This is a genomic window from Streptomyces sp. MMG1533, from assembly GCF_001279775.1.
GTDB lineage: Bacteria > Actinomycetota > Actinomycetes > Streptomycetales > Streptomycetaceae > Streptomyces.
In genome coordinates this window covers 24,377-37,561 of record NZ_LGDG01000256.1, presented here as the reverse complement: position 1 = coordinate 37,561, position 13,185 = coordinate 24,377, and the positions used below count along the sequence as shown (strand labels likewise).

The 13,185-nt window shown below is 70.9% G+C and carries 13 protein-coding genes; 7 read left to right on the top strand and 6 right to left on the bottom strand.

Annotation, left to right across the window (positions count from 1 at the left end):
* Positions 1 to 8: 8 nt before the first annotated feature.
* Positions 9 to 2,804 (bottom strand): penicillin acylase family protein, encoded by a 2,796-nt coding sequence (locus ADK57_RS37475; RefSeq protein WP_078973553.1) that lies wholly within the window; start codon positions 2,802 to 2,804, stop codon positions 9 to 11.
* Positions 2,805 to 3,024: 220 nt separating this feature from the next.
* Here ADK57_RS37475 and ADK57_RS37470 point away from each other — a divergent pair, with 220 nt between their 5' ends.
* From ADK57_RS37470 to ADK57_RS37460, 3 genes are all read left to right on the top strand, one after another.
* Positions 3,025 to 3,627, top strand: a complete 603-nt coding sequence (locus ADK57_RS37470) for a hypothetical protein (RefSeq protein WP_053754150.1) — start codon at positions 3,025 to 3,027, stop codon at positions 3,625 to 3,627.
* Between the two features lie 155 nt (positions 3,628 to 3,782).
* Positions 3,783 to 4,511: a 3-keto-5-aminohexanoate cleavage protein gene (locus ADK57_RS37465; RefSeq protein ID WP_053754149.1), complete on the top strand. Its 729-nt coding sequence runs from the start codon at positions 3,783 to 3,785 to the stop codon at positions 4,509 to 4,511.
* 161 nt (positions 4,512 to 4,672) lie between these two features.
* Positions 4,673 to 5,749, top strand: a complete 1,077-nt coding sequence (locus ADK57_RS37460; protein WP_053754148.1) for an RNA ligase (ATP) — start codon at positions 4,673 to 4,675, stop codon at positions 5,747 to 5,749.
* A gap of 216 nt (positions 5,750 to 5,965) precedes the next feature.
* Here the strand turns inward: ADK57_RS37460 and soxR are convergent, their stop codons facing one another.
* On the bottom strand, positions 5,966 to 6,439 hold the full coding sequence (soxR, locus tag ADK57_RS37455; protein ID WP_053754147.1) for a redox-sensitive transcriptional activator SoxR: 474 nt from the start codon (positions 6,437 to 6,439) through the stop codon (positions 5,966 to 5,968).
* Between the two features lie 123 nt (positions 6,440 to 6,562).
* On the opposite strand from soxR, the gene ADK57_RS37450 reads away from it, so the two are divergent.
* Positions 6,563 to 7,024 carry a MaoC family dehydratase gene (locus tag ADK57_RS37450; RefSeq protein ID WP_053754146.1) on the top strand — a complete coding sequence of 154 codons (462 nt, stop codon included), beginning with the start codon at positions 6,563 to 6,565 and terminating at the stop codon, positions 7,022 to 7,024.
* A gap of 71 nt (positions 7,025 to 7,095) precedes the next feature.
* On the opposite strand, the gene ADK57_RS37445 is transcribed toward ADK57_RS37450, so the two are convergent.
* The 3 genes from ADK57_RS37445 to ADK57_RS37435 all read right to left on the bottom strand — a co-directional run bounded on the left by ADK57_RS37445 (position 7,096) and on the right by ADK57_RS37435 (position 9,288).
* Complete coding sequence (locus ADK57_RS37445; protein ID WP_053754145.1) at positions 7,096 to 7,719, bottom strand: TetR/AcrR family transcriptional regulator; 624 nt, start codon at positions 7,717 to 7,719, stop codon at positions 7,096 to 7,098.
* A 70-nt stretch (positions 7,720 to 7,789) separates the two neighbouring features.
* The gene (locus ADK57_RS37440; RefSeq protein WP_053754144.1) at positions 7,790 to 8,077 is read right to left on the bottom strand and encodes a YiaA/YiaB family inner membrane protein; all 288 of its coding nucleotides are present in this window, start codon (positions 8,075 to 8,077) and stop codon (positions 7,790 to 7,792) included.
* 59 nt (positions 8,078 to 8,136) lie between these two features.
* Positions 8,137 to 9,288, bottom strand: coding sequence for an acyl-CoA dehydrogenase family protein (locus ADK57_RS37435; protein ID WP_053754143.1), 1,152 nt, complete (start codon positions 9,286 to 9,288; stop codon positions 8,137 to 8,139).
* Positions 9,289 to 9,366: 78 nt separating this feature from the next.
* Here ADK57_RS37435 and ADK57_RS37430 point away from each other — a divergent pair, with 78 nt between their 5' ends.
* From ADK57_RS37430 to ADK57_RS37420, 3 genes are all read left to right on the top strand, one after another.
* Positions 9,367 to 10,008, top strand: coding sequence for a TetR/AcrR family transcriptional regulator (locus ADK57_RS37430; protein ID WP_053754142.1), 642 nt, complete (start codon positions 9,367 to 9,369; stop codon positions 10,006 to 10,008).
* Between the two features lie 46 nt (positions 10,009 to 10,054).
* On the top strand, positions 10,055 to 10,768 hold the full coding sequence (locus tag ADK57_RS37425; RefSeq protein ID WP_053754168.1) for an ArsR/SmtB family transcription factor: 714 nt from the start codon (positions 10,055 to 10,057) through the stop codon (positions 10,766 to 10,768).
* Between the two features lie 100 nt (positions 10,769 to 10,868).
* The gene (locus ADK57_RS37420; protein WP_053754141.1) at positions 10,869 to 11,828 is read left to right on the top strand and encodes a DMT family transporter; all 960 of its coding nucleotides are present in this window, start codon (positions 10,869 to 10,871) and stop codon (positions 11,826 to 11,828) included.
* Here the strand turns inward: ADK57_RS37420 and ADK57_RS37415 are convergent.
* Positions 11,820 to 13,142, bottom strand: coding sequence for an MFS transporter (locus ADK57_RS37415; RefSeq protein ID WP_053754140.1), 1,323 nt, complete (start codon positions 13,140 to 13,142; stop codon positions 11,820 to 11,822). The two genes, ADK57_RS37420 and ADK57_RS37415, sit on opposite strands and share 9 nt — an antisense overlap.
* Positions 13,143 to 13,185: the final 43 nt, after the last annotated feature.

Genomic DNA, 13,185 nt, shown 5'->3' with positions numbered 1-13,185 from the left:
GACGGGCCCTACCGGTGTGACGTGAACTCCACGACCTGCTGGAACGTCGGCCGGTTCTGCCAGCTGATGTTGCCGTGCTTGATGCCGCCCAGCGTGCGCTGGACGATCGAGTCGGCACACCACTGGTCGCCCGCCGAGCACAGGTCGTCACCCGGGTAGACCTGGGCCGCGGTCTTGCCGGCCGCCTCCTTCAGCGTGCTGATGAGGACGTCCCGGCAGGCGGTGAGGCTGCCGCCGCCGCAGTACTTCTGCGCGAGCGGCCCCTGGACCGACTCGCCCAGCACGGCCCGGATGTCCTTGTCGACATAGCTCCACCAGCCGTACTGGAAGGAGCTTCCCGCGTGCGCGCCGGTCGGGCCGTGGGCGGCCGACGGGGTCTCGTCGACGGGCAGGTTGGCGGTGAAGGCGGTGTACAGGTCGCTGCCGAGGCCCGGTTCGAACTCTGCCTTCACCAGCAGCGGCCACCACGCGTCCAGGATGCGGATCGCGTCGGCGTTGGCATACGCCTTCGAACCGGCCGACGTCTCCGTGCGCTTGGTGCCCGCCGTCACCCATGCCTGGAGCTTGCTCACCGCCGCCGCGGCCGTCGCGTCGGTCACCGTCGAGCTGTTGACCACCTTCAGCAGGTCAGGCAGCACGTCCTCCGCCCGGAGGTCGGCCAGCCCGGCGTCGGCCATCGCCTTCACCAGCGAGGCCCGGGTGACCCCGCCCGAGGCGACCAGCTTCTTCACCCGGTCGTCGAGGAGGTTGCCGCGGTGCACCGAGCCGTCACCCCAGGAGGCGGTCGTGTAGTCCTTGGCCTGCTTGTTGTTCCAGGAGATGTAGTAGTCCTGGTCGATCGAGTTGGGGTGGGCCGAGGCCGGCGTGTACTGCGCCGTGTTCGTCGTCGGGTCCCAGTTCCGCCACTCGTACGCCGACCGCGCCCACACCGGGAACTCGGCGTCGACACCGGTCGCGCGCACCGGGTTGTCGCCGCTGTTGTAGTACGCGGTGTGCTCGGAGTCGGCGTAGAACCAGTTGAAGGTGTAGTTGATGTGCTGCACCGCGCTCTGGAAGGTCTGCGGGCTGTTGACGTGGTCCGGGTCGTTCAGCATCTGGAAGCCGATGATCGAGTCGGCCTCGTGCATGAAGGACGAGCGCAGGGTGGTGTAGGCGACCTTCTTGCCGCCGACGGTCGCGCGGTATTCGACCGGGCCGTACTCGGTGCGCCAGACGCGCATGGTGTACGAGCCGGCCGCGGTGCCGTCGGCCGTGGTCGGCGTCCAGGCGTTCTTCTGCTCGATCTTCTCCATCGCGGTGCAGGTGCCGCGGTAGAGGTAGTGGTAGTCGTCCTGGCACAGCTCGACGGCGTAGGAGTCGATGATGTCCTGGCCGGAGGTGGTGGCGCTCCACGCGTAGTCCTGGCCGCGGCCGAGCTCGACGTACATGCTCAGGCCCGCGAAGGAGGCGCCGCGGGCGCTGAGGCCGGGGCCCTGGATCTCCTGGAGCATGAGCAGCTGCGGTGCGAAGTAGCCGGTCTGCGGGCCGAACACGGCGATCGGGTTGCCGCTCGCGGTGTGCTCGCCGCTCACCACCAGGGCGTTGGACATGCCCCGCTTCGCCGAGCTCACGGCCGTCTTGGCCGCCGTCGTGGACGCTGTGCCGGCGCTCGACGTGGCCGCACTGCCCGTACGGTCGTAGACGAGCTGTTCCTCGGCCACCGAACCGGCGTCGGGCAGGGCCTCGCCCTGCGGGTCGGCGGGCGCGGACGCGTAGGGGAAGCTGCCGTCGTGGACGGTGAGGACCGCCTCGGGGTCGTTGCGCTCGCGGAAGGACTCCCAGACCTTGGTGCCCTCGGTCACCCCGTACTTCTGCTGCGCGGCCATTAGTGACAGCGCGTTGTTGACCTCGCCGCCGCCTCCCGAGCCGAAGAGCGCGCCGATGACGGAGGCCAGCGCGACCAGGTCGGTGGGCTTGAAGTGGTCGATCGTGCCGGCGTTGGTGACGGAGTCCTTGTGGCCGGTCAGGACGTACTCGCCGGGGAAGGAGCGGCCGCTGTCGGAGGCGTCGATGTAGGCGTTGATGCCGGCGACGTAGGCGTTGACGTCGGCGAGGGCCTGCTGGCCGCGGGTTCCGTTGGTGGCGACCGCGTTGTCGATCTGGGCCTGGAGATCGGCCTCGGTGTACGGGGCGTTGCGCCAGAACTCCTGCTCCAGGCCCTGGTTGGACGGGTCACCGCCCGCGAAGGAGGTGAGCTGTCCGCGTCCGACGTGACGGAAGACGTCCATGAGCCACAGCCGATCCTCAGCCGCGGCATAGCCCGCTCCGAACTCCGTGCCGTATCTGGTGGTACCGGTGATGTGCGGTACGCCCGTCTTCTTGTCACGGACGATCGTCACGTCGCTGCGACCGGCGGGCTTGACCGTGGAGGCGACTTGATCGGCAGGGACCCCGAAAGACGCGTCGTTGAAGAAGTTGTTGATCGTGGCGTTGGTGAGCGAGGTGTGGCCCTTCGCCAGGTCGGCGTACGGGCCGAGCTGGTCCTCGGCGTGGGCGGGCTGGGTGCCGAAGGCCTGGTTGAGCAGGATCTGCGCGAGGGTGGCGTTGCCGTTCTGGCCGGGCGGCAGGATGTCCGAACACCGGCCCCCGCAGTAGTCGTTCGCCGCCGCGGCCTCGACGGCCGCCGTCTCCGCCGCGGCCGCCTGGGAGAGCGGGGACAAAAGACCGGCGATCAGGACGCATACCGATGCGGTCTTCAGGAACCCGGGGAATCTGCCGGGAGTTCTCAGTCTGTCGAGTGCGGTGCGTGAGGTGCGCCGTGGCATGGCAGCTCCTACCGACGGGGGTGGGCCGGACGTTACCGCCGGTATCCCCGGGATTGAAGATGAACATGCGTCACTTTTCAGAGTCGGTGGCATCGGTTATGGAGGTCATCGGAAATCGGATGGAGCCGAATCGCTTGTCGATACGTCTATTCGGCGACGTCCTTACGACGACGCCGAAGTGACCGAAGTACAGGTGCAGGTGTGACGGAGGTGCAGGGCGATGGCCGGTTTCCGGAGTCTGGCGAGACAGGTGCGCGATCCGCGATGCGATCTGGCGCTCCGGCGTTATTCGCTGCGCAAGTGCCTTGAGCGATTCGCTCCTTACGGGCACAGGGCGACCTGGGACCATTTGTGCTCCCGGGCCGGGTTCGGTCCCGAGGACCGGTCCCCCGACCCAGCGCGGCTCGTGGCCGCACTGGAGGAGTTGGAAGAGGCGCGTTCGGTCTGGCTGGCCTACGAGGTCGGATTCGCCGAGCGACGCAAGAAGGAGAAGCACGACGGGCTGCGCAGGCCCGGCACCGTGGACGACTGGCACCGCCTGACCTGGGGCGGCTTCGGAGTCGCCTGGTGCGACGACCCACGGGTCCACCCGCACGAGCCGCTGGCGGAGGTGCTGCGCCGGCTGATCTCCGCGCTGGAGCGGGAGCCGGGCGCCGAGTGCCCGGTGTGCGGCGGGGAGCGCCTCGTCTGGAAGTACGAACTGGACCACGAACCTTCGACTGGTCCTGTCTGCACGGACTGCGGAATCCTCGTACCGCGTCCCGTGCTCACACCCGAGGCCCTGGCGGACGCCAGGCGCGGACGGTTGCTCGTGTCGGCCTGACCGAACTGACCGAACTGACCGAAGCGAACCCAGGAACCGTGCGTGCGGGGGTGCGCCGGGGATGCCGCACCCCCTGTTTGTCCACATGAGGCCTCTTGTCCACAGGCGGTGCCCGATCCCGGGCCGTTGTCGGTCCTGGCTGTCACCATCGAGACATGGTGCAGGTATGTCTCAACGGACCCCGAGGGGCCGCCGACGGTGCGATGGTGCCGCTCACGCCGCAGGCGTTGGCCGACTCCGCGGCCGAGGCCGTCGCGGCCGGGGCCACGGACGTCCATGTCCATCCCAAGACGCCTTGCGGGCAGGACAGTCTGTCGCCGCGCGTTCTCGCTGCGACACTCGAGGCGATACGTGCGCGCGTGCCGGTGCCGGTCGGTGTGACCACGGGCGCCTGGGCAGAACCTGATCCGGCGGCCCGCCTGGAGCGCATCCGCGGCTGGACCGTGCTGCCCGACCACGCCTCGGTCAACTGGCACGAGCCGGGCGCCGAGGAAGTGGCCGCCGCGCTGATCGACCGCGGGGTGGGCGTCGAGGCCGGTGTCTGGTCGGGCACGGACGCGGCGGCGAGGTTCGCCGTCTCACCGCTCGGTCCGAAGGTCCTGCGGGTGCTCGCGGAGGTGACGGACCCGGCATCCGGCACGGCCGAGGACACCGCCCGTGCACTCCTGGCCGACCTGGGTTCCGCACACGGCCGCCCGGTGCTGCTGCACGGCGAGGACGGCGGCGCGTGGCCGGTGCTGCGGCTCGCGGGGCGGCTGGGGCTGGCGACCCGCATGGGCCTGGAGGACACACTGGTCCTGCCGGACGGGCAACGGGCCTTGTCCAACGCCCGGTTGGTGGCGGAGGCGCTGCTTCAGTACGGGTGCGACCAGCGCTCCCCGTAGGGCAGGGCGAGGAGGCTCGCGAGCGCGTCGCGACTGAGTGCCGGGCGTCGTCGTCGACCGAAGATCGCGACCCTAGCAGGCGATAATCCGCTCGCTCCAACGCTTTCGCGTCCGGACATTGGGAGGCGATGAGACACCCCTGAAGAACCCGAGGAGTCCCGATGTCGACGCTCCGCGTCACCGCCGAGGTGCTGACCGTCCACGAACATCCCAACGCCGACGCGCTCGAACTGGCGCAGGTGGGGCTGTATCGGGCCGTCGTCGCCAAGGGCGCCTACCGCACGGGCGAAGCCGCCGTGTACATCCCCGAACAGTCCGTGCTCCCGGCCGGGCTGATCGAGGAGTTGGGGCTGACCGGGCGTCTGTCGGGCGGCAACTTCGACCGGGTCAAGGCGGTGCGGCTGCGCGGTGAGCTGTCGCAGGGGATCGTGTGCCGGCCGGCGGAGCTGGCGGACGTCGACCTGGTGCGGGCGGCGGCGGAGGGGACCGACTTCTCGGAGCGGCTCGGGATCACCAAGTGGGTGCCGCCGGTGCCGACGGCGATGGACGGGGACGTCGAGTCCGCGCCCGACCTGCTGCCCTGGGTCGACATCGAGAACATCCAGCGCTACCCGGACATCTTCACACCCGGCGAGCCGGTGGTGCTGACCGAGAAGCTGCACGGTTCGGCCTGTCTGCTGACGTATGTCGCCGACGAGGAGCGGGTGTTCGTCGCCTCCAAGGGTTTCGGTGCCAAGTCGCTGGCGCTGAAGGAGGATGCGCGGAACCTGTACTGGCGGGCGGTGCGGGGGCACGGCGTCGCCGAGGTGGCGGCGCGGGTCGCCGGGCGGCTGGGGGCCCGACGGGTCGGCGTGTTCGGCGAGGTGTACGGAGCGGGGGTGCAGGACCTGACCTACGGCGCGGACGGGCGGCGGGACACGTTGGGGTATGCGGCGTTCGACGTGTCCGTGGAGGTCGGCGGGGTGGTGCGGTGGCTGGACGCGCGGGAGGTCGTCGAACTGCTCGGTGGAGAGCTGCCGTTGGTGCCGCGGGTGTGTGAAGGCCCGTATGACATCGCCCGGGTGCTGGAGGCTGCCGACGGGCGGGAGACCGTGTCCGGGCGGGGGTTGCATCTGCGGGAAGGCGTGGTGATACGGCCGGCTGTGGAGCGGTACAGCCCGGTGACCGGGGGGCGGGCTGTGGCGAAGGCGGTGAGTCCGGCGTATCTGACACGCAAGGGCGGCACCGAGTTCGAGTGAACCCTGGCTCGTCCGGGCCCCGTGCCGGTGCGGGCGGGCTGTGCGTTCGCTCGCCCGCGTCGGCGGGGTGCCGCCGCGCCCACCGTGCCGCCCCTGCGGCACGACCGCCCGCGGCTGCGGCAGCACATGCGGGACGGCAGCCACGGTGCCACGGGCAGGTCCGCGGCGACGGCGGCGTGGGCGGAACCAGCGACGGCGGCTTGGGCGGACCCGCGGCTACGCCGGGCGGTCCTTCCGCTGCTCCACCAACAGCCGCGACCCCGTCAGCCGTTCACCGAACACGTCGTCCGGGTTGGACAGGACACACGTGTCCAGGGACAGGCAGCCGCAGCCGATGCAGTCGGTGAGGTGGTCGCGGAGGCGGTTGAGTTGTTTGATGCGTTCGTCGAGCTCGGAGCGCCAGGCCTCGGAAAGACGGGCCCAGTCCTCGTGGGTGGGGGTGCGTTCCTCGGGGAGCTCGGCGAGGGCCTCGCGGATCGTCGCGAGCGGGATGCCGACGCGTTGGGCGGCCCGGACGAAGGCGACCCGGCGCAGGGCGTCACGGGTGTAGCGGCGTTGGTTGCCCGTGGTGCGGCGACTACTGATCAGGCCCTTGGACTCGTAGAAGTGCAGTGCGGAGACGGCGGCGCCGCTGCGGGCGGCGAGCTGGCCGACCGTGAGCTCATGGATCTTCTCGGGAATCTGGGGCACCCCTCGAAGCCTACCCACCCCCTCGTCACCCCCGTCCGTTGACATGAGGTGCCCGGCCGACCATGCTAAGCAGTCGCTTAGACTTACTCAGTGGGCAGACTTCGTAACGCGGGAGGCCGGGACATGGCAGAGCCGAGGATCTTCACGTCCGTCGACGACCTGAAGGCGGCGGTGGGCGAGCAGCTGGGGTACACCGACTGGCTTGAGGTCGACCAGAAGCGGGTCGACCTGTTCGCGGAGGCGACCGGCGACCACCAGTGGATCCACGTGGATCCGGAGAAGGCGGCCGCGGGCCCGTTCGGCACGACCATCGCGCACGGCTATCTCACCCTGTCGTTGCTGCCCCTCTTCGGACCGCAGCTGATCAAGGTCGAGGGCGTGAAGATGGGCGTCAACTACGGGTCGAACAAGGTCCGTTTCCCCGCTCCGGTCCCGGTCGGCTCCCGGCTTCGCGCGACCGCCACGATCACCGGCGTCGACGACGTCCCGGGCGGCGTCCAGGTGAGTGTCGCCTTCACCGTGGAGCGCGAGGGTGGCGACAAGCCGGTGTGCGTGGCGGAGTCCGTCTCGCGGTACTACGTCTAGGACCCGTCCCCCACGGCGCCGGACGGCCGGGGCCCGCGACGGCCAGGACCCGCGACCGGCTCCCGGGACGGCTACTTCGCCCCCACCATCCGCAGCACGAGGTCGGCGTAGAGCTCGCCGACCTCGTCGGGCGTCCGGGGGCCGTCGACGTTGAACCAGCGGGCCACGTCGATGCACAGGGACAGCACCGCGAGCGTGGTCCCCTGCACGTCCAGGACGTCGAACTCGCCCGTCGCCACACCGTCCTCGATGATCCCGCGCACCTCGGCGTCGACCTGGCGGCGCAGGGCGAGGATCTCGGCGCGGGCGTCCGGGCCGAGGGAGTCGAGTTCGTACTGCACGACCCGCGCGGTGGTACGACCGCCCGCATGCCAGCGGACGAAGGAGCTGACGGCGTCGGCGAGCCGCTCGGTCGCGCCGCCCTCTCCCCCGGCCGCCACGCGCAGGATCTCCACGGCCTTCTCGTGGCCGATCCTGCTGATGCGGTGGAGCAGCTCTTCCTTGGTCTTGTAGTGGATGTAGAGCGCGGCCGGGCTCATGCCGGCGCGGCCCGCGATGTCACGGGTCGTCGTGGCGTGGTAGCCGCGTTCGGCGAAGGCCTCCACCGCGGCGACGAGCAGCCGCCGGGCCGCGTCGGGCGTGACCTCGCCCCACCCCGACGTCTCGCCGCCGGCCGTCTCCTCCGCCGTACTCATCACTGACCCCTCTCCACTGGCGCGACTCACACCATACCGCCGAAGGTGAGCGGGCGCTTAGCGTGGCCGCTCAGAGCTTCTCGAAGGGGTCGTGGTCGGCGAGCAGCTTCTCCAGGCGGGCCTGGTCGACCCGGCTGACGATCTGGCCGGCCTCCTGGCGGTCGCGGATCACCTTCGACAGGGTGAAGGCGGAGGTCACCAGGTACAGGACGGCGATCGCGAGGAAGCCGCGCACCCAGGCGTCGCCCTGGAGGTTGTAGATGCCGACGGCCGTGGCCGCCATGGCGAGCGCGAAGGAGGCGACGGCCTGCCCGTAGAAGGCGGCCGTGTTCTGCTGCTTGACCGGTGTCTCACTCATGAGGACAAGGATCGGCGGACGTGACCCGTCCCACATCCGCTGAAGTACTCAGAAGGTACTCAGAACGCCGAAACCCCGGTCAGCGCCCGCCCGATGACCAGCTTCTGGATCTGACTGGTGCCCTCGTAGAGGGTCATCACCCGGGCGTCCCGCAGCAGCTTGCCCGCTGGGTACTCGTCGATGTAACCGTAGCCGCCGAAGACCTGGAGGGCGTTGTTCGCGGCGCGGACGGCGGCCTCGGAGGCGAAGAGCTTGGCCTTGGAGGACTCGGTGGCGAAGGGCAGGCCCCGGTCGATCAGGTCGGCCACCCGCCAGGTCAGCAGGCGGGCCGCGTCCACGTCGACGGCGATGTCGCTGATCAGTTCCTGGACGAGCTGGTGGTGGGCGATGGTCTTCCCGAACTGCTCGCGCTCACCCGCGTACCGGACGGCCGCGTCCAGCGCGGCCTGGGCGATGCCGACGCAGCCCGCCGCCACCGACATCCGGCCCTTGGCCAGGGCCGACATGGCGACCGAGAAACCCTTGCCCTCCTCCCCCAGCATCGCGGAGGCGGGGACGCGCACATCCTCCAGGACCAGCTCCGCGGTCGCCTGGCCGCGCAGGCCCAGCTTGCCGTGGATGGTGCGGCGGGTGAGGCCGGCGATGTCGGTCGGGACGAGGAAGGCGGAGACGCCCTGGTGGCCGGGGGCGTCCGTGGAGCGGGCGAACAGCAGCACGACGTCGGCCCAAGTGCCGTTGGTGATGAACATCTTGGTGCCGTTGATGACGAACTCGTCGCCGTCGCGCACCGCGCGCGTGGTGAGGTGGCCTGCGTCGGAACCGGTGCCCGGCTCGGTGAGGCCGAAGCAGCCGACGTACGCGCCGGAGGTGAGGCCCGGCAGCCACTGACGCTTCTGCTCCTCGCTCCCCCGGGCGGCGATGGTCTTGGCGACCAGCCCGAGCGAGACGGAGACGATCCCGCGCACGGACGAGTCGCCGCGGCCGAGCTCCTCCGTGACCAGGCAGTACGCGAGGTGGTCGCCTCCCGAGCCGCCGTACTCCTCGTCGACGGTCAGGCCCAGGAAGCCGACCTCGCCGAGCTTCTTGACGATCGACCTGTCGACCTCCTCGGCGCGGTCCCAGGCGATGACGTGGGGGGCGATCTCGCGGTCCACGAAGTCGCGGGCCAGCTGTCGTACCGCGGTCTGCTCCTCGCTGAGCTCAAGGTTCATGGCGCGCCACCCCAGGTTGAAAGCCGCACATTTAAATTAGCACTGCTAGTTTCTGTCTGCAGCCCTACTATGTGCGCCATGGCCCGACCGCGCAAGCCCCTGCTCAGCACCGACCGGATCGTCGAGACCGCTCGGGTGCTCGTGGACGCGGAGGGCCTGGCGGCCGTCTCCACGCGTCGGCTCGCCGCCGAGCTGGGGGTCAGCGGACCCTCGCTCTACAACCACTTCCGCACCAAGGACGAGATCCTGGAGGCGGTCGCCGACTCGGTGAGCGCGCAGGTCGACCTGTCGATGTTCGAGGACGGGCGGGACTGGCGGACCGCACTGCACGACTGGGCGGTCTCCTACCGGGCGGCCCTGCGCGACCACCCCAACATCGTTCCGGTGCTGGCCCGCGGCCCCGGCCGCCGGCCGGCCGGACTCCGCCTCGCGGACGCCGTCTACGGCGGGATGGTCGAGGCGGGCTGGCCGGCGGCGCAGGCCACCTCCATCGGCGCACTGATGCGGTACTTCGTCATGGGCTCCGCGCTCGGCTCCTTCGCCGGGGGCTTCGTGGACGACGCGAGCGCGTACGACCCCGCCGACTACCCGCACCTCGGGCAGGCGCATCTCCTCGCCGAGCAGCAGGAGAAGATCGACGAGCGGGCCTTCGAAACGGGGCTGACCGCGCTGCTGGACGGCCTGGTGCAGCAGTACGAACAGGTCGAGCGGACGCCGTAGGACAGTTCGGTGGGCGCCGAACCGTCCGTGTCCCATGCTGGGACGCATGACCTCGAAGGATCCACGGGCATCCCCGCTGGCCCGTCTCGCCGGTCTTGTCGCCGACGAGACCCGGGCCGCCTGTCTGCTCGCGCTGCTCGACGGGCGGGCATGGACCGCCGGTGAGCTGGCGCGGCACGCGGGTGTCGCCGCGTCGACCCTGAGCGAACACCTGGACAAACTCGTGGCGGGCGGGCTGCTCGCCGAGGAACGTCAGGGCCGGCACCGGTACGTGCGGCTGGCCGACGCGCGGGTCGCCCAACTGGTGGAGGACCTCGCCGCGCAGGTGGCGCCGGGCGGTGCTGCCGTACGGCCGCGGAACCTGCGCGAGTCCAACGCCGGGTCGGCCATGGCCCGCGGCCGCACCTGCTACGACCACCTCGCCGGGCGGCTCGGCATCGTGGTGACCGACGCACTGACCTCGCGTGAACTGCTGCGTCAGGACACCGGGTTCGCGCTCACGGACGCGGGGATCGGCTGGTTCGAGGCCACCGGCATCCGCCTCGACCGCACGAGCCGCCGCCCACTCGCCCGTGCCTGCCTCGACTGGACCGAACGGCGCCCCCACCTCGCGGGCGTCGCGGGCGCGGCCCTGTGCCGCCACGCCCTGGACGCGGGCTGGTGCGTGCGCATCGGCTCCGAGCGGGCGGTGAAGGTGACGGCGACGGGTGAGCGGGCGCTGTCGGAACTGCTGGGGATCGAGGCGGGGGCGCTGCACTGAGCCCGGCCGACATCCGCGCGCGCCCGGGCCGCCGCCACGGCCGGCGTCACGTCCGAAATCCGCAAGACTCCTGACCCCCTCCCCTCCTAACCTCTGGAGCATGATGACCCCCTCCCCGTCCCGCCCGGTCCGTCGCGCAGAGCTGCTCGCCGCCGGCGCTGCCACGGTCACCGTCGTGCTGTGGGCCTCCGCCTTCGTGTCGATCCGCAGTGCGGGGGAGGCCTACTCGCCGGGCGCGTTGGCGCTCGGGCGGTTGCTGGCCGGGGCGCTGACGCTGGGGGTGATCTGTCTCGTACGGCGGGAGGGGTTGCCGCCGCGGTCGGCGTGGCGGGGGATCGCGATATCCGGGGTGTTGTGGTTCGGCTTCTACATGGTGGCCCTGAACTGGGGCGAACAACAGGTGGACGCCGGCACGGCGGCCCTGGTCGTGAACATCGGGCCGATCCTCGTCGCCCTGCTCGCCTCGCGACTGCTCGGGGACGTCATGCCGCCGCGGCTGCTCGCGGGGATGGCGGTGTCGTTCGCGGGTGCGGTGGCGGTCGGGCTGTCGATGTCCGGCGAGGGCGGTTCCTCGGTGCTCGGCGTGGTGCTGTGTCTGCTCGCCGCGGTCGGCTACGCGGCCGGCGTGGTCGCGCAGAAGCCCGCCCTGGGCGCGGCGAGCCCCTTGCAGGTGACGACGTTCGGGTGTCTGGCCGGGGCCGTGGTCTGTCTGCCGTTCGCCGGACAGCTGGTGTCGGACGCGGCCGACGCGCCGGTCTCCGCGACCCTCAACATGGTCTACCTGGGCGTGTTCCCGACCGCGCTGGCCTTCACCACGTGGGCGTACGCCCTGTCCCGTACGACCGCCAGCCGCATGGGCGCGACCACGTACGCCGTGCCCGCGCTGGTCGTCCTGATGTCGTGGCTGGCGCTCGCAGAGGTGCCGGGGCTGCTCACGCTGGCCGGTGGTGCGCTGTGTCTGGCGGGCGTGGCGGTGTCCCGCTCGCGCCCGCCGAAGGCCGCGGCTCCGGGAGCCGTTCCGGAGCCGCGGCCCGAGAAGGCGTCCGGGCCGTCAGCGTGAACGTGCCCGGTCCGCGAGGACCTTGATGGAGATCAGGGCGATCACCGCGAGCCCGATGATGTAGCCGGACACCGCCATCGAGGTGCCCGTGGCCTCCAGGAGCAGCACCATCAGGAAGGGCGCGAGCCCGCCGCCGAACACCGCCGCGATCTGGTAGCCGAGGGAGGCGCCGGTGTAGCGCATCTCGGGGGTGAACAGCTCGGCGAACAGGGCGGCCTGGGGGCCGTACATGATGCTGAGGAAGCAGCTGGCGACGAAGGTGGAGACCGCGAGCCACAGCAGCGAACCGGTGTCGATCAGCAGGAACATCGGTACGGCCCACAGCGCGATGCCGACCGCGCCGAACGCATAGATCCGGATGCGGCCGAGCCGGTCGGAGAGCGCGGCGGAGGCGGGGATCAGCACGAGCTGGGTGAGGCTGACGCAGAGCGAGACGGTGAGCACCGCGCTGCGCTTCATGTCGAGTTCGCGGGTCGTGTAGTCGAGCACGCCGGTGATGAGGATGTAGAAGGTCGCGGTGTTCACGGCGAAGGAGCCGCCGGCCAGGAGCACCGTGCCGAGGTGGCCGCGCATGATCGTGCGCAGCGGGGAGCTCTGCTCGGACTTCTCCTTCTCCGTCAACGCCTTCTCGGCCTCCCGGAATTCGGGGGTCTCCTCGACCTTGGTGTGGATGTACCAGGCGAGGACGAGCACGAACAGGCCGATGAGGAACGGGACGCGCCAGCCCCACGCGGCGAACTCGCCGTCCGTGGTGAACGCGCCGGCCAGCAGGAAGACCGAGTTGGCCGTCACCACGCCGATGGGGACGCCGAGTTGGACGACGCTGCCGTAGACACCGCGCTTGCCCTCGGGGGCGTACTCGGTGGCCAGCAGCATGGCGCCGCCCCACTGCGCGCCGACGGCGACGCCCTGGACGACGCGGAGGGCGACCAGCAGGATCGGGGCGGCGACGCCGATGGTGTCGTACGTCGGGAGCAGGCCGATGCCGGTGGTGGCCAGGCCCATGAGCGTGAGGGCGAGGACCAGCATCGGCTTGCGGCCGCGCTTGTCGCCGAGATGGCCGGCGACGATGCCGCCGAGCGGGCGGGCGAGGAAGCCGACGGCGAAGGTGGCGAAGGCGGCGAGGACACCGGCGGTGGAGCTGCCCGCCGGGAAGTACAGGTCTCCGAGGACGAGGGCGGCGGCTATGCCGAAGACGAAGTAGTCGTACCACTCGACGGCGGAGGCGAGCGCCGCCGCGGTGGCCACGCGACGACGGTCGGCCTTGGGGAGGGCCGTGGTGGGGACGGTGTGAGCGGGTGGTGCTGTGTCCATGCGTGCACACTCCGGTGGGTGCGGTGGGGACGATCCCCGGAAC